The sequence below is a fragment of the Bacillus sp. FSL P2-0099 genome (genome assembly GCF_038007445.1).
Taxonomy (GTDB): domain Bacteria; phylum Bacillota; class Bacilli; order Bacillales; family Bacillaceae_G; genus Bacillus_A; species Bacillus_A mycoides.
Window position 1 is genome coordinate 4,952,337 of record NZ_JBBOXE010000001.1, and the last position, 22,261, is coordinate 4,974,597.

Genomic DNA, 22,261 nt, shown 5'->3' on the forward strand with positions numbered 1-22,261 from the left:
TCTAGGCAAGAGATAAACGACTTCGTTTGTTTTTATTAAAGCATAACCCCAACGATAATCGCTGATAATATACTTACTAACGTTGCACCGTATACAAGTTTTAATCCGAATGAAGATACAACGTTTGCTTGTTTGCCATCGATACTCTTCGTTGCACCTGCGATAATTCCGATTGATGAGAAGTTCGCAAATGATACAAGGAAGATAGATAAAATACCTACTGTACGAGCTGATAAATCACCAGCTACTTTTCCAAGGTCAAGCATTGCAACGAATTCGTTCGTTACTAATTTCGTTGCCATAATTTGTCCTGCTGTTAGCATCTCTGATGTTGGAATACCCATTACAAATGCTAACGGTGAGAAAACGTATCCTAAAATGCTTTGGAATGTGATTCCGAAAATTGAATCGAATACACCGTTAATTGCTGTAATTAATGCTACGAAACCGATTAACATCGCCGCTACTGTTACAGCGATAGAAAAACCAAGCATAATATATTCGCCTAACATTTCAAAGAATGTTTGTTTCTTATCTTCTTGTAATTCTAAAATATCGTCTTCTTCTTTTACGTCATATGGATTAATGATATGAACGATAATGAATCCACTAAATAAGTTTAGTACAAGTGCTGTTACTACATATTTCGGATCAATCATTTTCATATAAGAACCGACGATTGACATTGATACTGTTGACATTGATGATGCACAAAGTGTGTATAAACGATTTTTCGGTAATTTGCTTAGTTGATCTTTTACTGTAATAAATACTTCACCTTGACCAACAATTGCCGCTGCTACCGCATTATATGATTCTAGTTTTCCTAAACCGTTAATTTTACTTAATACGAAACCGACTGCACGAATGATAATCGGTAAAACTTTAATATGTTGTAAGATCCCGATTAATACTGCTAAGAAAATAATTGGTAATAATACTGTTAAGAAGAATGGTGCTTGTCCATCATTTGCTAGACCACCAAATACGAAATTAACCCCTGCTTCCGCAAATTTTAAAATAGCACCAAATCCATCTGCAATCCCTTTTACTAATACAAATCCGACCTTTGTATTTAGTAAGAAATACGCAAGTACCAATTGAATGACAAGCATAAGTGCAATTGGTTTATATTTAATTTTCTTACGATCTGAACTGATAAGGAACCCTAGTACAAATACTACAAGTAAACCGACTAGAAACATTACGATTTTCATATATGAATCCTCCACTTCTCCCACGAGTTATCGGTCGTATAACGTATAACGAATGACGTCTGACCATTGATGTTAAAAAAATTTAAAACCCCTAAATATTATTCAACTGTTTTCTAAAATCAGTAAGCGTTTACATAAATTGCAATTTATAAAAGGTAGCTTCTTCTCTCCTACCATACTTGAAAGTCTGAAATTGATACCACCTACAAATCAAATTGTAAGCGTTATCTAATCGAAATGCAATATAAATTTTAAAAGATTTTTATATGTTAATATATTCCTAACTAATTGGTTTTTTCATGCAAATTTACCATAAAAAATAGCCCTAGCTATAAGCTAGGACCATCTTTGTTTATAACATAACACCAACGATAATCGCGGATAAAAGACTTACTAATGTCGCACCGTATACAAGTCGTAATCCGAATGATGAAACAACGTTTGATTGGTTTTCATCGATCCCTTTCGTTGCACCTGCAATAATTCCGATAGATGAGAAGTTCGCGAATGATACAAGGAATACAGAAAGAATACCAACTGTACGAGCTGATAAATCACCAGCTACTTTTCCTAGATCAAGCATCGCAACAAACTCGTTTGATACTAATTTTGTTGCCATAATTTGTCCCGCTGTTACCATTTCTGCTTGCGGGATACCCATTACGAATGCTAATGGAGAGAAAATATATCCTAAAATAGCTTGGAATGTAATACCGAACACTGAATCAAACAAGCTATTGATTGCTGTAATTAATGCTACGAAACCAAGTAACATTGCTGCTACTGTAATCGCAATCGTGAAACCAAGCATAATATATTCGCTTAACATTTCAAAGAATGACTGTTTTTTCTTATTTTCTAACTTCAGTGTATCTTCTTCTTCTGTAATATCGTACGGGTTAATAATATGAATGATAATGAAACCACTAAATAAATTTAATACAAGTGCTGTTACTACATATTTTGGTTCAATCATTTTCATATAAGAACCAACGATCGACATCGATACTGTCGACATGGAAGATGCACATAGTGTATATAAACGATGTTTTGGGATTTTACTTAATTGATCTTTTACTGTAATAAATACTTCTGCTTGCCCAACAATTGCGGCCGCTACTGCATTATATGATTCTAATTTTCCTAAACCATTTACTTTACTTAGCATAGTACCAATAGCACGAATAAATATCGGTAAAATTTTAAAGTGTTGCAGAATTCCGATTAACACTGCAAAGAATACGATTGGTAATAAAGCTGTTAAGAAGAATGAAACCTCTCCTTTATTAACAAGACCACCAAATACGAAAACGATTCCAGATTCCGCATATCCAAGAAGTGCTCCAAATCCATCTGAAATTCCTTTTACTAAAATATAACCAATTGGCGTATTTAATAAGAAATACGTTAACGCTAGCTGAATAACAAGCATAATTGCGATTGGTTTATACTTGATTTTCTTACGATCAGAACTTATAAGAAAGCCGAGTACGAATACAACTAGTAGTCCTACAAGAAACATAACAAACTTCATTAATAAAATCCTCCATTTAACTCTTCATTAACGTTGAACGTCTGACTACTCGAAACAAGGAATAATCCGAACTTTCCATTTCTCCTCCAAAACCTTCAATCGGATATGAAAAACCATAAAATCTCTTGTCTCAAAGCCATTTTCCATTCTAACACAAATTATAACTCACATCCGCACTTTTCTTAAAAAAAATACATTTTATTATAAAACACTCATTAATGTTCGTATTTTCCCTCTTCCTTTAGTTTATCACCATAAAAAAAACGAGCATCAAATTTCTCTGATGCTCGTTCCTTTTTATTATACAGCTTTTTCTTTATCTGCTACTGCTGGCTTATCCCAGCACTCTGTATTGTTTAAACCCGGAATAGACTCCGCATAAAAGACTGGATCTTTTCCTTGTTTCTTTTGTTTTACGTAATCTGATAATGCCGCGAAAGCATACTTAGAAAGGAATACAATCGCCACTAAGTTAATAATAGCCATGATACCCATGAATAAATCTGCTAAGTCCCAAACAATTTGAATTGTTGCTACAGAACCTAACATAACCATACCAAGTACCGCGATTCGATAAACATTTAGTAAAACTTTACTTCCATTTAAAAACTCAATATTTGTTTCACCATAGTAGTAGTTACCTACTAATGAACTAAATGCAAACAAGAAGATTGCAACTGCTACAAATATAGAAGCCCACGGTCCGATATGTTGACTTAATGCTTGTTGCGTTAATTGAATTCCGTTTAAATCAGCCGCTCCAGGTACATCTGATAATAAAATGATAAATGCTGTACAACTACAAATTAATAATGTATCTGTAAATACCCCTAAAGTTTGAATGAACCCTTGTTTAACTGGGTGCGTTACGTTTGCAGTCGCAGCTGCGTTCGGCGCACTACCCATACCTGCTTCATTTGAGAATAATCCACGTTTTACCCCTAGTAAAATCGCAGCTCCTAATCCCCCGCCCACTACTTCTTTAATTCCGAAAGCATGTAAGAAAATTTCTTTAAATACATATGGAATTGCCGTAATGTTTGTTACAACAACGAATAATGCCACTGCTACATATATAATTGCCATTACTGGAACAATCATTTCAACCGCACGTGCAATACGTTTTACTCCGCCGAAGATAATGATTGCAAGTAAACCAGCCATAAACAGACCTACAAACTTACCATCTGTGTTAAATGCTCCATCAAAAGCCGCCGCTACTGTGTTTGACTGCACGGCGTTGAAAATTAATCCGAAACTAACTGTTATTAGAACAGAGAAGACAACCCCCAGCCAGCGTTTCTTTAAACCCTTTTCCATATAATACGCTGGGCCACCGCGGAATGCGTTCCCATCTTTCACTTTATAAATTTGCGCTAATGTGCTCTCTACAAATGCAGAAGCTCCTCCAATTACCGCGATTAACCACATCCAAAATACAGCTCCTGGTCCTCCTGCTGAAATCGCAATTGCCACACCAGCTAAGTTACCAGTTCCTACACGAGATGCTGTACTCATACAAAATGCTTGGAATGACGATACACCACTTTTTTCTTTTTGCGCTTTTCTTGTTTTTGAACTCGCTCCATCCCCAAGTAAACGAATCATTTCTCCAAAGTAACGAATTTGGACAAATTTCACACGAAACGAAAAGTAAAGTCCTAATCCAATTAACATCGCTATAATGATATATGACCAAAGGACATTATTTATATCCCCAATTACATTAGTTAAAAAATCCATAATTGCATTGCCCCCTCTTCCTAACAATAAGAAAATTATATTCTAAAAACTTTTAGTAATCAAGAACTTTACGTTAGGTTTCATTACATGTATACGTAAAGATTCCTAACATACATGTTTTTTTACGTGAAAATATAACTAGTACGTGCATTTATCCAATACTCAATCACTCATCCTATTCGACCAGTCATACTTTTAAGACAGTACGTTCCCTACAAATAACGAGAGGAATGAACAAACAAAAATTATATTAATAATTACCTCTCACCCCTTTTATCATTTACTACAACAAAAAAGGCGAGCATCGAATTCATCTCGATGCTCGCCTTTTTATTATACTGCTTTTTCTTTATCTGTTACCGCCGGCTTATCCCAACACTCTGTGTTCGTTAAACCAGGAATAGAATCTGCACTGAATACCGGATCTTTTCCTTGTTTCTTTTGTTTCACATAGTCCGCCAACGCAGCATACGCAAATCGGCCAAGAAGTGTAATCGCAATTAAGTTTGTGATTACCATTAGACCCATAAATAAGTCTGCCATATTCCATACAACTTGAAGCGTCGCAACAGAGCCGAATAGTACCATTCCTACAACCGCAATACGATAAATCGTTAACCAAGTTTTACTTCGTTTAATAAATTCAATATTCGTTTCACCATAATAATAGTTTCCTAGTAATGAGCTGAAAGCAAATAAGAAAATGATAATCGCTAAGAAGCTACTTGCCCACGAACCGATTTGTGAACTTAGCGCGACTTGCGTTAATTCAATACCTTCTAAATTTGTTGCTTTATATGCACCAGAACATAGTACGATAAACGCTGTTGATGTACATACTAAGAATGTATCCACTAATACTCCAATTGTTTGAATAAACCCTTGTTTAGCTGGATGCGTTACATCAGCTGTTGCAGCCGCGTTTGGCGCACTACCCATACCTGCTTCATTCGCAAATAATCCGCGCTGAATACCAAACTTCATTGCAGCACCAATACCGCCACCTACAGCTGAATCTAAACCGAATGCACCTTTAAAGATTTCTGTAAACATATCCGGTATTAAATAATAATTTTTAATAACAACGAAAATAGCTACTGCAATATAAATAATTGCCATCGGCGGAACAATCATTTCTGACATACGCGCAATACTTTTCACACCACCAAAAATAATAACCGCAACCAATACCGCAAGTACAATCCCTACAACATAACGCTCAATACCAAATGCATTTTTAAATGCTAATGTCACTGTATTTGCTTGTACTGAGTTGAAAATTAAACCGTAACTAATTGTAATAAGGATAGAGAACCAAATTCCCATCCAACGTTTATTTAAACCTTTTTCCATATAATAAGCAGGACCACCACGGAAGCCACTGCCATCTTTTATTTTATAAATTTGCGCAAGCGTACTTTCTACGAAACTTGAAGACGCCCCAATAATCGCAATAACCCACATCCAAAATACAGCTCCAGGTCCTCCCATAGAAATAGCTAGCGCTACACCAGCTAAGTTCCCGATACCAATACGAGCTGCTGAACTCATACAAAATGCTTGGAATGACGATACACTTCCCTTTTTACGTGTCTTTCCAGTTAATCCATCACTCATTAATCGAACCATTTCCCCTAAATGAGTAATTTGTACGAATTTCAATTTAATAGAAAAATAAATACCTAAACCAATTAACATTGCAATAAGAATATATGACCAAAGAATTGTATTCGTTGATGAAACAAATTGCTCTAAAATATTCATACAATTAACCCCTCCTTTTCTCCATAAAACGAATTATATTTAAAAAACATTTAAAAATCAACATTTTTCGACAATTTGCAATTTCCAAATATTAGCCAGACACGAAGTAACAATATCTTTATGACTCTCCTCCCTCTAACTGTGCATACTAAAACAAAAAGTAAATCTACAAACTACCCCATTGACAAAAATACCAACCTGTAACTATAATGATTACAACAGGTTGTAACAAACCTTATTACAACAAATTCATTTAATTTCAGATATACACTTTAACAAAACACTTTGGAGGGATTTATTATGAAAATCGGAATCATCGGAGCAACTGGTAAAGCAGGAAGTCGTATTTTAAAAGAAGCATTAGATCGCGGACATGAAGTAACTGCAATCGTAAGAAACGCTGCAAAAATTACAGAAGAAAATATAAAAGTTTTAGAGAAAGATGTATTCGCTCTTACATCTAATGACCTACAAGCATTTGATGTAGTTGTAAATGCATTCGGCGCTCCAGCCGGACAAGAACACCTTCACGTAGATGCAGGAAACGTACTTATCGAAGCTATGAAAGGTGCACCTAATACAAAATTACTTGTTGTTGGCGGCGCTGGAAGCTTATTTGTAGACGAAAAGAAAACAACGCGTGTATTTGATACGCCAGGTTTCCCAAATGAATATCTTGCAACAGCTCAAAACCAAGGTAAAAACTTAGAAATCCTAAATCAAACAAATGATATTACTTGGACATTCATTAGCCCTTCTGCACTATTCGCATTAGGAAAACGCACTGGCTCTTATACAGCTGGCAAAGACAACCTTCTTGTTAATGCGAAAGGTGATAGCTACGTAAGTTACGAAGACTTTGCGGTAGCAGCACTTGATGAAATCGAAAATCCAAAACATGTAAACGAACGCTTCACAGTTGTTTCTGAAGCTGAGTAATAGAAAAAAATGCGCGTAGATCCAATATCTACGCGCATTTTTTATTACAATGTCCCCTTTACTAGTTCTAATCCACTTTGAGTGATTTTAAATACAACTTCTGCTGAAGCTACTTGTTCTGCTAACTCATTCTTTTTATACCATTTCAGACGACTTGGTTCTGCATGATACACTTTTACAACATCCCCATACTCAAATGGAGTACCATTTACTTGTTCTGCAAAATTCTTTGAGGTTTCTTGACCGTCTGCTGATATATGCTTTTTCTCATTTCCATTTTGATCATAAATCGTAAAACCTAAATACTGTTCGTTCACAAAACGATAATGAATCACATCATTCGTAAATGTTGCATGTAATTTCTTTTCGTCATGATTTAACGTAACAATAGAACGTGTAACATTGGACACACCTTGATACACCAGGCTATCTCCATACGTCACTTCAATCGGTACTTCTGTTATTGTCTTATTCCCAAAACGATCTTTCGTCTCTACTTTTACTTTTTGCTCACCGATTTTTGTTGTACTAGGTTTTTCCACAAAACCAACTACTTCTCCACCTTTTACTTGAACAAAGTTTTTTGCATCTAATTTTTCAGCTTCTGTTCCGATTGTCACTTTTTGTGGTACTGCTGTTACTTCTTGTAAGCTTTCCAGTTTTTCAAAACCTTTTTCCGTTATTTTAAAGTACAACTCTTGTTCCACGTTCCCTTTACCGTTACCTACAAACTCATTCTTTTGATACCACTTTAATCGATTTGATTCTGCATGATATACCTTAATAACATCACCATATGCGAAGTCTACACCATTCAACTGTTCTGCAAAACTTTCAGAAGTCTCTTGCCCTTCTACCGAAATAACTTTCTTTTCATTTCCATTTTGATCATATATCGTGATTCCCATATATTTTTCATTCTCAAAACGATAATGAACTTTAGAATCCGTAAATGTTGCCTGTAGCTTTTTCGTATTATGATCCGCAGTTACGACAGAACGCGTTTTATTACCATCACCTTGGAAGACTAAACTATCGCCATACATTACTTCCAATGGCACTTCTGTCACTTTCTTATTTCCAAAACGATCTTTCGTTTCTACTTTTACTTTTTGTTCACCGATTTTTGTTGTATTCGGTTTTTCTACAAATCCGATTACTTCTCCATCTTTCACTTGAACAAAATCTTTTGCTTCTAATCTTTCAGCATCTGTTCCGATTACTACTTTTTGCGGTACTACTGTTACTTCTTGTTGAGCTTCCATTCTCTCAAAGCCCTTTTCTGTTACTTTAAATAATAATTCTTCCTCTACCTTCGCCCTACCTTGGCCGATAAAGTTATTATTTTGATACCAATTAAAGCGATCTGATTCTGCGTGATACACTTTTACAACGTCACCATACTCGAACTCTAACCCATTAATCGATTTTGCGAATTCTTCCGCATTTTCAACACCTTTTACAGTTGCTTTCTTTTTCTCATTTCCATTTGGATCTAGTAATGTGAATTCAAAATACGCATCTTCTTTAAAATAATAATGCACTTGATTAGAATCAGCTGTCGCACTAAACTTTTTCTGATCGTGTTGCAGTGTTACAATCGATTTAATATCAGTACTATAATTGAGCCCTTTGAATACTAAGCTATCACCATAACCAACATTTACTACAACAGGAATTAAATTTTTATTCCCTTTTTCATCTATAATTTCTACTTTTACAGTTTTTTCTCCAACTTCAGGCTTATCTTGCATAATCACACCTGTTGTTTTTACACCTTCTCCTAAATTCTGTACAAGTTCTTTTGCTTTTTTCTCATCATATGTAGTACCAATTACTACATTTTGTATTTTTTCATTATTTGGCTCGCCATATGGAATTTCATATAACTCAGTTTGTTTTTCACGAATTGGATTGCTATCTGTAGATAACCAAACTTCCTTTTCTAATTTTGGTAAATTTAATTTTTCAATCTTCTCTCTAGTATCATCATTTGGAATTATTCCCCATTTTTCAAAGAAAGGAATTAAATTTTGCCCAGCTACTTTTGACGTCATGTAAATAAACATCTGCTTTTTCTCTTCATCAGATTTAGGCATTTCTGTATCATGTAACACACGATACATTTGATGTAATTTCGGATAGAACTGGTCTCCATAAGCTAAATGCAACTGCCAAAACATAACTAATTTTTCGAATTCATTCATCTTCTCTTGCGCATTCGGTTTACCTAGATAAGCAAATGCGGCTTCATAACGATTTTCTTGCTCTAACCTTGTTTTATGTCCAAATGCAGTTTGAACTGCTAAAGAATAAATGTTAACAGTTACTTCTCCAAGCCCCTCCCATAACCAAGTGTCCTGTTGATGTTGATGCCCCACTTCATGCCAAGGTCCCCATCCATCCGCAGTTAACTCTTCTAGATTTAGTACTGACTCTAAATTCCCTTTACTATAAGCTGTTCGATAATAAGTCGCATACATATAATTGTCCGTATACCAGTCTTCAACATAATGAATGGAATGTTTGCCTTGATTCGCAACACCCACACCATCTTTTGATAAACCAGATATCTTATGTTCTATATTAATTATTTCATCATGTTTCTTTAATAACGCAGCTGGATCTTCTTGCTTCAAATGTTCCGCCACAGTCTCAGGATGCATAGTTAGTAAACTATTTTCCCCTTTCATCTCGATTGCATATGAATTCGGTGATTCCTTCAACATACGTTTCCAATCTTCTGTCGTATGTTTACCTAAAATAAATAAAGGATTTGGTATACCACCTTTTTTTACTTTAGCAATTACTTCTCCTGTGTTGTGATAATTATAAAAGTATAATAGCCCTCCATTCGGAGAAGAAATTTTATTTTCACCAGGATTTAAATTGAATTGTTTAGGTTCTTCTTTTTCATAAGAATATGTGCCAATATAAGCTTTAATCTTTTGATTCCCATCTACTTGAATAACTACTTCTTCACCTGGCTTTACATAAATACCAGTTGGTTCATAGGGAGAAAAACTCATTCGACGCTGATGCAACTCACGTATCTCTTCTACATCACCTTTTGGCAGCAATTGATACACTCGTTCTTCTTGCTGTTTCTCCTTATCTTCAATCGTCATCTCTGCATATACCTTAGGCACTTCAAGACCATACGGAGTTAATAACGTAGCTAAAAAAACTCCAGCTACTAATACCCTACTCTTTTTCTTCTTTGACATAATCTGTGTCCCCTATTCCTTTTTTTAGACAAACTACCCTATACATTCATTTAATTGAAAATCCTATTATTTTTATAAAACCATTTAATGAATAGACTAACACCTCGCGCACCTGTATCCATTACTACCGCATTCCTCTCAATGTATTCAATTTCCTACATTATAAAATTTTTATGTATTGTATCCTCCTCACTTCTTTCTACTTGTGATGAGTTCTCTTCCTACATAAAAAGAGAATAGTAAAAGATGTACTTCAGTCTTGTCATCTATACATCTAAAAATGTGAAAAACAATAGAAACTTACATTTTATTCATATACGACCATCTATAGGTAGTTTTTCCAACTGAATTTTACACGCTTTCTATTTTGTTTGATAGCATTTTCAATCAGAATAATGTTACAATTTTGTGAATATAATCCATTAATCGTGACGTTTGGATTTTAACATATTTTATATTATTCTAAAATATAGTTTAAACTGTCCCAATATTGTTTTCATGTTATCTATACCCGTTTATTATTTTTAACATATAATTTAACTTCTACTCAGATAAGAAAAAAGCACTGGCAAACGCCAATGCTTTTTCCACTATCTTTTAATTTGATTCGGTTTATGTGGTTCATTTGGTGTATAGGGTTTATTTGGTTTATTATCATGACCATTTGCTTTTTTCCAACTTACCGCCAACTCTGGACTTGTTTTCTCTTCACTACGCTCTAATAATACAACTGCATTTTGAATTGTCGGTGTTCCTTTATGTGCAATTCCTTGTAGTTTCGTTAAATTCCCTGATACTTTAAAGCTAAATCCACCCGATGGTGTTTGTTTCGGAATTAAAATGCGGAACTTTTCTCCTACATTAAATTCTGTTTTTCCCTCGCCTTTTTCATTTACGAACTTCGCGCCTTCTGGTGCACCTGTTGCTTGCACTTTATACGTTCCACTTTTTGCATTTGTTTGCACTGTGTATAAACCTGTTTCAAAAAACTCATTTTTTAATACTGCCTCTTGTTCTTCTGATGGTACTACACTCATCGTAATTTCTTGTAGTTCTTCACTAGCGTTTGTTTTCGCAACGATATCTTTCGTTACTTTTTCTACATTTTTATTACGGAAATCTAAATCGTTAATATCAATTTGTTTTAACGCATTCCACACCGCGAGCTGCGTTGCGTAATGTGCCTCTCTCCAATCGGAAACGCCTAATTCTTGTGGACTCTTCTGCGGATACCCGTTTAATAGTACACGGTATACGTTAATATCTACTTTACCCATTTCAGGTAAGTCTTGACCGCTCGGAGATTTCAAATCTACATTTAAGCAAAATGCAATTTTTCCATCTGCCGTTTTAATAAGCTCTGTTCGAATTGGTTTCTTCTTTGACCTACTATAACTCCAATCCATTTCATACTTCGTATGATCCATAACTTCCGCGAATGCTTTTTGAAGCGGGAATAATAAGTTCGCAAATACAAATAAAACACTCAAAAAAGCGGCCATTATCTTGAACGATCGTTTTATATTCATGTCTACAACCCCTTATAAAATAACAAATTTACTACTGTTTATTATTTAGTTAGAAATGTTTTTTATGCATAAGTAAAATAAAAAAGAGTGCAAACTATTTGCACTCTTTCTTCCACTATAAGTTTAGAAATCAAAGTTATCAGGATCTGGACCAACGCGGTGGTTCTGATTTAAAGCATCAATCTTTTCCATATCTTCTTTTGTTAATTCGAAGTCGAATATATTAGCATTCGCAATAATACGCTGTTCTTTCGTTGATTTCGGAATCGTTACAACTTCATTTTGAAGATCCCAACGTAAAATGATTTGCGCTGTTGTTTTACCGTACTTATCAGCAACTTCTTGTAAAGTTTCATTATCTAATAATTGCCCTTGCATAAGTGGTGACCATGCTTCCATTTGGATTCCTTGTTCTTTACAGAAAGCCTGTAGTTCTTTCTGCGTCAAACGCGGGTGATACTCTACTTGGTTAATCATCGGCTTAATTTCCGCACCTTCCAGTACGTCTTTCAGATGATGGATTTGGAAGTTACTTACGCCAATTGCACGCACGCGTTCTTCTTTATAAAGTGTTTCTAACGCTCTCCACGAATCTTTATATTTCCCTTCAACAGGCCAATGGACAAGATATAAATCTAAATAATCTAGTTCTAATTTTTTTAAGCTCTCTTCGTATGCAGCAAGTGTCGTTTCATATCCTTGATCTGCGTTCCACACTTTTGAAGTAATGAATAAATCTTCTCGAGAAATTCCTGCTTCTTTTATACCAGCGCGAATGCCTTCTCCAACTGCTTTTTCATTTCCATAAATCGCAGCTGTATCAATGCTACGGTATCCTTCTTTAATGGCTACTTTCACAGCCTCTACAAGTTCCGGTCCATCTTCTACTTTAAATACACCTAAACCGAACCAAGGCATTTCCACACCGTTATGCAATGTTGTTTTACTTTGTAAATTTTTCATTATATTTTTCTCTCCTTTATTTTGCTTGATCTCTTTTTTCTAAGTTCATACTCCAAGCTGTTAAAATAACAGCGCCTACTACCATAATGCCGCCTACCCAAGCTGTATGAATTAATCCTAACGAGTTCGTTACAATACCGCCCAAATAAGCCCCAAGAGCAATTCCTGCGTTAAATGCTGCAATATTCATTGCTGATGCGATATCAACGGCACTCGGCACGAAACGCTCAGCCAATATAACGACATACACTTGTAGTCCTGGAACATTCATAAACGCGAATAGCCCCATAAAAATAATTGTGATAAGCCCCGCCACTTGAAACGGCGCTGTAAATGTTAGTACGAATAATACAATTGCTTGAATAAAGAACATGTAAAATAGTGCACGAATTGGATTATGATTCGATAATTTTCCGCCGACCATATTCCCAATCGCAATTGCAATCCCGTACACTAACAAAATGATTGTAACGGTACTCGATTTAAATCCTGTTACTTCTTGTAATAGCGGAGATAAATACGTAAATGTTACGAATGTTCCTCCATATCCTAATGCAGTAATGACGAAAACAAGTAAGAGTCTTCCGTTCGTGATAAGTTTGAATTGATCACGAAATGATACTCGTGTACCCTTTTTTAAGTTAGACGGAATTAACATGCTGTTTGCGACTAAGGCAACAATTCCAATGACCACAATCACCATAAAAGATGCTCTCCAGCCAAATTGTTGACCAATAAACGTTCCAATTGGTACACCTGTAATCGTCGCAACAGTTAAACCAGTAAACATAAATGCAATTGCACTTGCACGTTTATTCTCTGGTACAAGCGCAGCCGCAATTGTGGATCCTATCGACATAAAAACGCCGTGTGCAAACGCAGATACAACCCTCGCCATAAGCAACACAGTAAAACTTGTTGCCACTGCCGCAATTCCATTACCAATAATGAAAATAATCATAATCCACATTAATAATGTCTTTCGCGACATACTAGCTGTTAATGACGTTAATACTGGGGCACCAAACGCTACCCCTAATGCATATAAAGAAACGGTTAAACCCGCTGTTGTAACAGAAACATGTAAATCCTCTGAAATAGATGGTAATAAACCGACACTAATAAATTCGGTTGTACCAATTCCAAATGCACTAATTGCTAGCGCTAATAAAGCAAACATACTTCTTCGATTCGTCTGTACCGCTGAAGAAGATACTGTATATGAATTCAATTGAACTCCTCCTTAATGCGAGAAATCCAATCATAATAGTGTGATAAAAAGGCCTTTTTATCTTCTACAAAAATAATGTTACTGCTGATATATGCTATTATGAATGGCTTCACTCTTTTTTTGAAGAACGCACTTTAAAGTACGATAGGTACCAAAAAGTAACATAGGCACTTTTTAGTACCGTACTACTCATTTCCCTCTTACGTATGCTATTATGGAACATATTCAACATAATAAAAAGTACGTACTTTAAAGTGCTATAGGTACTTTTTAGTAACATTTAAATTATTTGGATTCTTTTGTTGGAGAACTGAAATCTACATTCATCAAAGGAGATTTTTATATGAAGAAATATAATATTCCCGTTGAAGCGACTTTAGAGGTTATCGGCGGAAAATGGAAAGTCGTTATTCTTTGCCACTTAACGAAAGGTACAAAGAGAACGAGTGAATTAAAACGTCTCATGCCTGGTATTACACAAAAGATGTTAACACAGCAATTACGCGAATTAGAAGAAGACGGAGTTATTCAAAGAAAGGTATACAATCAAGTACCACCGAAAGTAGAATATTCTCTTACAGACTACGGTTGGTCTTTAGAATCCATTCTTGATTCTCTTTGTACTTGGGGCGAATGCCACCTTGAAAAAAGCGGTAACACATCAATGCTAATTACAGAAGGTGAACAATAAAAAAAGGAAAAAATGAACATAAATTTGTCCATTTCCTCCTTTTTTTCTTTATATATATGTACATTTTTAAGATAGATAAAATAATTTATGCGCTTTCATGCCTTGTCAGTACTAGGTTACAGAATCAATATCAAATAATTAGGAATCATTTTTATGTTAACATACGTGTATATAGTATATAATATAGGATATATATTATATACACTTTCCGATAAGGGAACTTTCCATTATGCGGACAAGCCATGTATCGGACAGTTCATAAATAATAGGTAGGACATTATGGTTTTGGATTTATGATTTCAGCTTACTTGCTGTCATAAATTTAAAGGCATTTTATTGTGCTTTGTGAAACTTTGTATAAAGTTTCGCAAGTGTTTACTATCTTATCTATCAAAAATAAGAGTATTGCTATCGTAAAGGAGAATTGGAGATGCCAGAAACTATGACTCAAACAAAGCCAGAACAAGAAACTGTACAAATTTCTGCTAGCCAAGGACAACTTGATGTACTTGATCAGTTGTTAAAACCTGAGGTACAAGAATCATTAACAACACTAGTAGAACAGCTTCCAAAATTAACTGAGCTTGTTAACATTTTAACTAAGTCTTATGACTTCGCTCAAACTGTTGCTACTGATGAAGTATTAAAAAGCGACACTGTTAGTGCAATCACAGAGCTTGTAGAACCTGTAAAAGATACAGTGAAAAGCATGGCTGCAACTGCTATCGAAGCGAAAGATCGTGCTGATGAAAGCAACGAAGTTATCGGCCTGTTCGGTCTATTAAAATTATTAAAAGACCCACAAGCACAAAAAATGTTCCGTTTTGTGAACGCATACCTTCAAATTAGTGCAGAACGTAATAATAAATAATTTAACTTATAACAACAATTAGTAAAGACGGGGGATAACATACTATGTCAAAACAAATTGTCATCTTAGGCGCTGGTTATGGCGGTCTTCTTGCCGCTTTAAACGTACGTAAATATTACAGCAAATCAGAAGCACAAGTTACAGTGATTAACCAATACCCAACGCACCAAATCATCACTGAACTACACCGCCTTGCAGCTGGTAACGTTGCTGAGCAAGCAATTGCAATGCCACTTACAAAGCTTTTCAAAGGTAAAGACATCGATCTTAAAATTGCAACAGTTGAGTCATTCTCAGTTGATAGCAAAGAAATCAAACTAGCTGGTGGCACTACTTTATCTTACGATGCACTTGTAGTTGCTTTAGGAAGTAAAACTGCTTACTTCGGTATTCCAGGACTAGAAGAAAACAGCATGGTATTAAAATCTGCTGCTGATGCAAACAAAATCTACAAACACGTTGAAGACCGTATTCGTGAATACGCTAAAACGAAAAACGAAGCTGATGCTACAATCGTAATCGGTGGTGGCGGATTAACTGGCGTTGAGCTAGTTGGTGAGCTTGCTGACATTATGCCTAAACTTGCAAAAAGCCACGGCGTAAATCCAAAAGAAGTTAAACTTCTTCTTGTTGAAGCAGGTCCAAAAATCCTTCCAGTATTACCAGACCACTTAATCGAACGTGCAACTGCTAGCTTAGAAGCACGCGGTGTTACATTCTTAACAGGTCTTCCTGTAACAAACGTTGCTGGTAATGAAATCGACTTAAAAGACGGTCAAAAAATCGTTGCTAACACATTCGTTTGGACAGGCGGCGTACAAGGTAACCCATTAATTGGTGAATCAGGTCTTGAAGTAAACCGCGGTCGTGCAACTGTTGATGCACATCTACAATCTACTTCTCACAAAGACGTATTCGTTGCTGGAGACAGCGCTGTTGTCTTCTCTCCAGACGGTCGTCCATACCCACCAACTGCACAAATCGCTTGGCAAATGGGTGAGTTAATTGGATACAACTTATACGCAGCACTAGAAGGCAAAGCATTCGAAGAGTTCGCACCTATCAACTCTGGAACACTTGCTAGTCTAGGACGTAAAGATGCTGTTGCTACAATCGGAGCAAGCAATACTCCGCTTAAAGGTTTACCAGCATCATTAATGAAAGAAGCAAGTAACGTTCGTTACTTATCACACATTAAAGGTCTATTCAGCTTAGCATACTAATCTGAATATAAGCCCGAATCATGCCCTGCATGGTTCGGGCTATTTTTATCCCGCTATTTGCGGGCTGATAATCAGTGGGGATGAACAAAACCCCCCACTGATTAAAGTTTCACTTTATCCGTAATTTTCTCTAACTTATTTATTCGACAAAAGAATAATATAACCTCTTTAATTATCAAAATATACTGACTTTTTTATGTCGAAATTGTGTATATGAAAAGAGCGGAAGTAGATATCTTCCCTACTTCCGCTCTTTCACAAGAACTATTCTCCTAATTCCACTAAGCTGTAGTTCTTCTTCCCTTTACGAATAATGATGAATCTTCCATCAAATGAATTTTCTACAGTAACATCCCTACTGACATCCGTTACTTTTTCACCATTCATAGATATAGCCCCATTATTAATATCTTCACGCGCTTGACGTCTAGAAGGTTCAATTCCTAAATCAACTAGCCACTCTACGATATTTTTCGTCTCTTTTGAAGATTGGAATGTCGGCATCTCTTTAAAACCTTGTTCAATTTCATCAGCTGTTAACGACTTAATATCTCCGCTAAATAACGCTGCTGTAATTTTCACTGCCTGTAAAAATGCTTCTTCTCCATGAACGAATTTCGTCATTTCTTCCGCTAATACTTTTTGTGCTTCACGTTTATGAGGCTCTGTTTCTACCTTCGCTGCTAGTTCATCAATTCGCTCTTTCGTTAAGAACGTAAAGTATTTCAAGTATTTAATTACATCACGGTCATCTGTATTCACCCAGAACTGGTAAAATTCAAACGGTGTTGTCTTTTCCGGATCAAGCCAAATAGCACCACCTGCTGATTTACCAAACTTCGTACCATCTGATTTTAATAATAATGGAATCGTTAATCCGAATACTTTCGCTTCATGACCTTCTAACTTACGAATTAAATCTAAACCACTCGTAATATTTCCCCATTGATCACTACCACCAATTTGCAATTGAACATCTTCTTTTGTGTATAAATGATGAAAATCCATCGCTTGCAAGATTTGGTACGTGAATTCTGTGAAAGAAATCCCTGTATCTAAACGACTTGCGACAATATCTTTCGCTAACATGCTATTTATGCTAAAGTTTTTTCCGTAATCACGTAAAAACTCGATAATGTTTATTTTATGTGTCCAGTCATAGTTATTTACCATCTTCACTTCGCTATTCCCGCCAAAGTCAAATAGCTTTTTCATTTGCGCTGTTAACGCATCTACATTATGCTGCACCACTTCTAAAGTTTGCAGTTGACGCTCTGATTGACGTCCACTTGGATCACCAATTGTTCCTGTTGCCCCGCCAATTAAAATAACCGGATGATGACCAGCTAATTGGAATCTCTTCATCATCATAAAAGGAATCAAATGTCCGATATGCATACTATCACCAGTCGGATCAACTCCGCAGTATAGTGAAATCTTTTTCTCTTCTACTAACTTACGTAAACCTTCTTCATCTGTCTGCTGATTCACAGCACCGCGCCATTCTAATTCATCAATAATATTCATCTTTTGTCATCCCCTTTATTTTTTTGAAAACAAAAAAGCCCCTATGTCTACAATAGACATAGGGACGATTATTCACCGTGTTACCACCCAGTTTGCATAAATAGCATAGCTATTCATACCACTCTTAGCAATAATATCGATTGCTAGTCCGCTTAGCGTTACCTAAGATACTCCAGAGTGTAATTCACAAGTTTGTTTGTGCTAGGTTCCAGCAACCCCTAGCTCTCTTTAATAACAGTGACAAACTGCTACTGGGCTCTTTCAACGTATATTTTATTTGTTAAATTATTAGCCATTATATTGAATCCAAATCAAATTGTCAACAATACCCAAATGTTATTTCGAAATAATTCATACTTTTATACGTTTTTTATTCAAAGATTACTGTAGATCTTCTCCAATAATCCTTACTTCTCTCTCTAATTTCACACCGAATTTTTCTTCAACAGTTGTTTGTACGAAATGAATTAAATCGATATAATCTTGTGCAGTTCCGTTATCAACATTCACCATAAATCCAGCGTGTTTTAAAGAAACTTCAACTCCGCCAATTCGCTTACCTTGCAGTCCTGATTCTTGAATCAATTTACCAGCAAAATTATTTGGTGGACGCTTAAATACACTGCCACATGAAGGATACTCTAAAGGTTGTTTTGATTCACGCTTATACGTTAAATCATCCATCTTTTCCTTAATCTCTTCACGTACACCTTCTTCAAGTTCAAACCTCGCTTCAAGAATAATGTAATGATTGTTCGCAAATACACTCTTACGATATCCAAATTCAAATGCATCTTTCGTTAAAGTACGTAGCTCTCCATCACCTGTCATTACGACAGCTTCTGTTAATACAAACGATACTTCACCGCCGTAAGCACCAGCATTCATATATAACGCTCCGCCAACTGAACCTGGTATACCACAAGCAAACTCAAGACCCGTTAAATTATGATCTAATGCAATTCGTGACACATCAATAATTGCTGCACCACACCCCGCAACAATCGCTGTCCCTGTTACAGTAACATTTGTAATATGAATTAAACTTACTGTAATCCCGCGCAGACCACCGTCTTTAATAATAACATTAGAGCCGTTTCCTAAAAACGTAACTGGAATATTGTGTTGATTCGCATACTTTATAACTTCTTGAATTTCATCATAATTCGTAGGAGAAACGAACACATCCGCTTTCCCGCCCACTTTAATATGCGTATGATTCTTTAACATTTCATCTTGCTTCACATGACCTTCAGGCAATACTGTACTTAAATATTTATAAACCTCGTGCATATTCATTTTACGATTCCTCTATTTCTATAATCTTTTTATCCCGCTATATACGGGTCCATAATATCCCCACATAAAAATGCATTACAAAACAACAGCTAACGTGGTGAATACAGTGTACATAAAGCACACCTATAAACCTCTTAAATTATAAGAGGTTCCACTCATATTAAAATATATATCGCATAATAAAGCAACCCAAATGGGCTACTAAACTTGACATGTAACCATATAGACAACAATTTGTAAAATATATAGGTTTTTCAAAGTAATACCCTTCAATATCTTACTATACCATACGAAAGAAAAGTGGTATTTTTTTGTAATCTTTACTTTATTTTCATCAATAAAAAAGAGCACATCCCACAGAATGTGCCCTTTCTATACTTTTTAACTTATTTTTCGTTCTCTTCTTTTTCCTTATCAAACCATAATAGCTCATCGTCATCAACTTCACCATTATAATTGATTAGAATCTCTTCTCCCGCTTTTATATCTTTGTAAGCAAAGAAGTTAAACGTATGATTCTCGAAGACAATATCATACGTTGCATTCGGATTATATGCATGATTAAATAACATGCCGTATCCTAACAGGAATGCCGTATGATTTACCCCATACTCAAATGCGTAGTCAGCAAGTAACGTTTTCTCAATGTGTTCATGCTGTTCATTCGGATAAGAGATAACTGGTGCTGAGTGAATCAACTCACCCTTTTTAATATCACGAGTTGCAAATACCCCTCTATTAAATTCTCCATCACTAAGTTCAGAAGTCTTAACTTCGATCATATGCGTCACCTATATAATTCTTTCTTTGAAGTATTTTATTCCGCTATTTGCGGGGTTCAACTAATAATCAGTAGCGTATAGCCCCACTAATTAAAGTCTCAGTTTATCTCCTTAAGCTTGGCAGAAAACGCGCAGAAAAGCAATTAAATTACTATCAAGTATTCATTTAAATGAAAAAAGAGCACACATGGTGTACCCTTTTTAAGAGATATTACTTTTCTAAAATATCTTCTAGCAACTTCACTTGCTCGCTAACAGTATGTAACGTCTTCACCGATGTATCATTTCGATGCTTTTCTTCTTCAACACTCGCTAACACTTCTTCCGTAGCTGCAGAAGTTTGTTGAATTACGTTAGAAGCATGTGTAACGTCCTTTACGATATTCGTCGTTTTAGCTTGGAAACTTTCTTGATGACCAACAATCTCCCTCATTACATCATTAATCGCATCAATAAACTTCCCTAAATCCGTTACATTCGTCAAAACACTTGCTAACATTTCGTTACATTCTTCTTGTACTCTTTCTGACTTCTCTACCTGCACTTCTACTTTACTTGCTTGATTACTAAACTCCTTCAAAATCCCTTGAATTCTCCCCGCAGAACGATTCGATTCTTCAGCAAGCTTTAATACTTCATTCGCTACAATAGCAAAACCTTTTCCATGCTCGCCTGCCCTTGCAGCTTCAATATTTGCATTTAAAGCTAGCAAACTCGTCTGACTTGAAATATTCGTTATTACATCTACAATTTCATTAATTTGTTTCGATTGTGTCATTAATTCTCTAAATATCGTTCCTGATTGTGAAACAACATCATTTAAACTTCTCATGTTAGCTTCAAAATTTCTTAAAGTATTTACACTACCCTTTGAGATTTCCAAACTTTTATCAACACGCATCGACGCATTTCTTACTTGAGAGATGATTTGGTCAATATTTCCCTCCATATCATTCAATACTTCTACTGAACGTGACATCATCTCTGATTGCGATTGAGTTCCCACTGCTACTTCTTCAAAAGCAAAGTTAATTTCACTCATTGACTCCATCGATGTATTCATATTTTGTCTTAAATGATTGAAATTACTATCTAACTTCACAACAGTTTCCTCAATAAGCCTTTGCGTTTCTTCTAACTCCTGAGCTTTCTTCATCACCGCTTGCTTCTCATCACTTAAACGAGCCAAAAGATTAGAACCAATCTTTGTGACACCCCACATAGCGATCGTTACAATCGCTAACAAGCTTGCGAAATTTGCAGCTTCAGATGACGCTGTATACGCAAAAAATTGATTTGGCCAATAACTACAAAGTATAAATGTAACAACAACTGCTACCCCGCCAAGAATTAAAATAAGACGTTCACTCAAATAAATAAGTGAAACCGCTAATGTAAAATAGACCATTTGAAATACAGCTGGGCTTTCATTAAATGCTTGTACCATAATGAAAGACATAATAAGTAGCATACATGTCATGATGTATTTATACATTGCTTCCATACTTTCTATAAAAGTAAGCAGCGTTCCAAATACTACGATAGAAATACCACACATCCAAAATGCTATTGCTCTCTCTGTAAAAATATATCCGTAATACCCAATCGCGATTATCCCAAGAAAGAAACTACAAATCGTGATAAATAGCAATAAATGATTTTTCTGTGATTCTTTCTCAAGGTTAGAAAAACAAGTTCTCTTTAACCACTCCATATATGAA

General features: G+C 35.6%; 16 protein-coding genes and 1 other annotated feature. Of the genes, 4 read left to right on the forward strand and 12 right to left on the reverse strand.

Annotated features, from left to right (window positions below; all coding sequences use genetic code 11):
- Positions 1-35: 35 nt before the first annotated feature.
- The 4 genes from MKY90_RS25855 to MKY90_RS25870 all read right to left on the reverse strand — a co-directional run bounded on the left by MKY90_RS25855 (position 36) and on the right by MKY90_RS25870 (position 6,258).
- Positions 36-1,217: a NupC/NupG family nucleoside CNT transporter gene (locus MKY90_RS25855; protein WP_000706851.1), complete on the reverse strand. Its 1,182-nt coding sequence runs from the start codon at positions 1,215-1,217 to the stop codon at positions 36-38.
- A gap of 352 nt (positions 1,218-1,569) precedes the next feature.
- Positions 1,570-2,751 (reverse strand): NupC/NupG family nucleoside CNT transporter, encoded by a 1,182-nt coding sequence (locus MKY90_RS25860; protein WP_002089478.1) that lies wholly within the window; start codon positions 2,749-2,751, stop codon positions 1,570-1,572.
- Positions 2,752-3,051: 300 nt separating this feature from the next.
- Complete coding sequence (locus MKY90_RS25865) at positions 3,052-4,494, reverse strand: alanine/glycine:cation symporter family protein (protein ID WP_016093527.1); 1,443 nt, start codon at positions 4,492-4,494, stop codon at positions 3,052-3,054.
- A gap of 333 nt (positions 4,495-4,827) precedes the next feature.
- Complete coding sequence (locus MKY90_RS25870) at positions 4,828-6,258, reverse strand: alanine/glycine:cation symporter family protein (protein ID WP_098167512.1); 1,431 nt, start codon at positions 6,256-6,258, stop codon at positions 4,828-4,830.
- Positions 6,259-6,558: 300 nt separating this feature from the next.
- Here MKY90_RS25870 and MKY90_RS25875 point away from each other — a divergent pair, with 300 nt between their 5' ends.
- The gene (locus MKY90_RS25875) at positions 6,559-7,197 is read left to right on the forward strand and encodes an NAD(P)-dependent oxidoreductase (RefSeq protein WP_341092902.1); all 639 of its coding nucleotides are present in this window, start codon (positions 6,559-6,561) and stop codon (positions 7,195-7,197) included.
- A gap of 44 nt (positions 7,198-7,241) precedes the next feature.
- On the opposite strand, the gene MKY90_RS25880 is transcribed toward MKY90_RS25875, so the two are convergent.
- The 4 genes from MKY90_RS25880 to MKY90_RS25895 all read right to left on the reverse strand — a co-directional run bounded on the left by MKY90_RS25880 (position 7,242) and on the right by MKY90_RS25895 (position 14,096).
- The gene (locus MKY90_RS25880) at positions 7,242-10,424 is read right to left on the reverse strand and encodes a putative mucin/carbohydrate-binding domain-containing protein (RefSeq protein ID WP_341092904.1); all 3,183 of its coding nucleotides are present in this window, start codon (positions 10,422-10,424) and stop codon (positions 7,242-7,244) included.
- 590 nt (positions 10,425-11,014) lie between these two features.
- Positions 11,015-11,953: a thioester domain-containing protein gene (locus tag MKY90_RS25885; protein ID WP_341092906.1), complete on the reverse strand. Its 939-nt coding sequence runs from the start codon at positions 11,951-11,953 to the stop codon at positions 11,015-11,017.
- 123 nt (positions 11,954-12,076) lie between these two features.
- Positions 12,077-12,916 carry an aldo/keto reductase gene (locus MKY90_RS25890; RefSeq protein WP_002068247.1) on the reverse strand — a complete coding sequence of 280 codons (840 nt, stop codon included), beginning with the start codon at positions 12,914-12,916 and terminating at the stop codon, positions 12,077-12,079.
- A gap of 16 nt (positions 12,917-12,932) precedes the next feature.
- Positions 12,933-14,096, reverse strand: coding sequence for an MFS transporter (locus tag MKY90_RS25895; RefSeq protein ID WP_161939635.1), 1,164 nt, complete (start codon positions 14,094-14,096; stop codon positions 12,933-12,935).
- Between the two features lie 394 nt (positions 14,097-14,490).
- On the opposite strand from MKY90_RS25895, the gene MKY90_RS25900 reads away from it, so the two are divergent.
- The 3 genes from MKY90_RS25900 to MKY90_RS25910 all read left to right on the forward strand — a co-directional run bounded on the left by MKY90_RS25900 (position 14,491) and on the right by MKY90_RS25910 (position 16,932).
- A complete protein-coding gene (locus tag MKY90_RS25900; RefSeq protein ID WP_000760478.1) occupies positions 14,491-14,838 on the forward strand; it encodes a winged helix-turn-helix transcriptional regulator in 348 nt (115 codons plus the stop codon).
- 430 nt (positions 14,839-15,268) lie between these two features.
- Positions 15,269-15,709: a DUF1641 domain-containing protein gene (locus MKY90_RS25905; protein ID WP_002016003.1), complete on the forward strand. Its 441-nt coding sequence runs from the start codon at positions 15,269-15,271 to the stop codon at positions 15,707-15,709.
- A 44-nt stretch (positions 15,710-15,753) separates the two neighbouring features.
- A complete protein-coding gene (locus MKY90_RS25910; protein WP_002016002.1) occupies positions 15,754-16,932 on the forward strand; it encodes an NAD(P)/FAD-dependent oxidoreductase in 1,179 nt (392 codons plus the stop codon).
- A 264-nt stretch (positions 16,933-17,196) separates the two neighbouring features.
- Here the strand turns inward: MKY90_RS25910 and tyrS are convergent, their stop codons facing one another.
- From tyrS to MKY90_RS25930, 4 genes are all read right to left on the reverse strand, one after another.
- Positions 17,197-18,459 carry a tyrosine--tRNA ligase gene (gene tyrS, locus MKY90_RS25915; protein WP_012261963.1) on the reverse strand — a complete coding sequence of 421 codons (1,263 nt, stop codon included), beginning with the start codon at positions 18,457-18,459 and terminating at the stop codon, positions 17,197-17,199.
- A gap of 57 nt (positions 18,460-18,516) precedes the next feature.
- Positions 18,517-18,733, reverse strand: a binding site (T-box leader).
- A gap of 107 nt (positions 18,734-18,840) precedes the next feature.
- A complete protein-coding gene (gene murB / locus MKY90_RS25920; protein ID WP_098167515.1) occupies positions 18,841-19,758 on the reverse strand; it encodes a UDP-N-acetylmuramate dehydrogenase in 918 nt (305 codons plus the stop codon).
- 386 nt (positions 19,759-20,144) lie between these two features.
- Positions 20,145-20,540 carry an SET domain-containing protein gene (locus tag MKY90_RS25925; protein WP_000573650.1) on the reverse strand — a complete coding sequence of 132 codons (396 nt, stop codon included), beginning with the start codon at positions 20,538-20,540 and terminating at the stop codon, positions 20,145-20,147.
- A 211-nt stretch (positions 20,541-20,751) separates the two neighbouring features.
- The gene (locus tag MKY90_RS25930; protein WP_341092909.1) at positions 20,752-22,254 is read right to left on the reverse strand and encodes a DUF4077 domain-containing protein; all 1,503 of its coding nucleotides are present in this window, start codon (positions 22,252-22,254) and stop codon (positions 20,752-20,754) included.
- Between the last annotated feature and the right edge of the window lie 7 nt (positions 22,255-22,261).

Coding starts and splice junctions, on each gene's coding strand:
- MKY90_RS25910 (WP_002016002.1), top strand. CDS start 15,754: ATGTCAAAACAAATTGTCATCTTAGGCGCTGGTTATGGCGGTCTTCTT.
- MKY90_RS25925 (WP_000573650.1), bottom strand. CDS start 20,540: ATGATCGAAGTTAAGACTTCTGAACTTAGTGATGGAGAATTTAATAGA.
- MKY90_RS25860 (WP_002089478.1), bottom strand. CDS start 2,751: ATGAAGTTTGTTATGTTTCTTGTAGGACTACTAGTTGTATTCGTACTC.
- MKY90_RS25890 (WP_002068247.1), bottom strand. CDS start 12,916: ATGAAAAATTTACAAAGTAAAACAACATTGCATAACGGTGTGGAAATG.
- MKY90_RS25900 (WP_000760478.1), top strand. CDS start 14,491: ATGAAGAAATATAATATTCCCGTTGAAGCGACTTTAGAGGTTATCGGC.
- MKY90_RS25865 (WP_016093527.1), bottom strand. CDS start 4,494: ATGGATTTTTTAACTAATGTAATTGGGGATATAAATAATGTCCTTTGG.
- MKY90_RS25855 (WP_000706851.1), bottom strand. CDS start 1,217: ATGAAAATCGTAATGTTTCTAGTCGGTTTACTTGTAGTATTTGTACTA.
- murB (WP_098167515.1), bottom strand. CDS start 19,758: ATGAATATGCACGAGGTTTATAAATATTTAAGTACAGTATTGCCTGAA.
- MKY90_RS25905 (WP_002016003.1), top strand. CDS start 15,269: ATGCCAGAAACTATGACTCAAACAAAGCCAGAACAAGAAACTGTACAA.
- MKY90_RS25895 (WP_161939635.1), bottom strand. CDS start 14,096: ATGTTTGCTTTATTAGCGCTAGCAATTAGTGCATTTGGAATTGGTACA.
- MKY90_RS25930 (WP_341092909.1), bottom strand. CDS start 22,254: ATGGAGTGGTTAAAGAGAACTTGTTTTTCTAACCTTGAGAAAGAATCA.
- MKY90_RS25885 (WP_341092906.1), bottom strand. CDS start 11,953: ATGAATATAAAACGATCGTTCAAGATAATGGCCGCTTTTTTGAGTGTT.
- MKY90_RS25870 (WP_098167512.1), bottom strand. CDS start 6,258: ATGAATATTTTAGAGCAATTTGTTTCATCAACGAATACAATTCTTTGG.
- MKY90_RS25880 (WP_341092904.1), bottom strand. CDS start 10,424: ATGTCAAAGAAGAAAAAGAGTAGGGTATTAGTAGCTGGAGTTTTTTTA.
- tyrS (WP_012261963.1), bottom strand. CDS start 18,459: ATGAATATTATTGATGAATTAGAATGGCGCGGTGCTGTGAATCAGCAG.
- MKY90_RS25875 (WP_341092902.1), top strand. CDS start 6,559: ATGAAAATCGGAATCATCGGAGCAACTGGTAAAGCAGGAAGTCGTATT.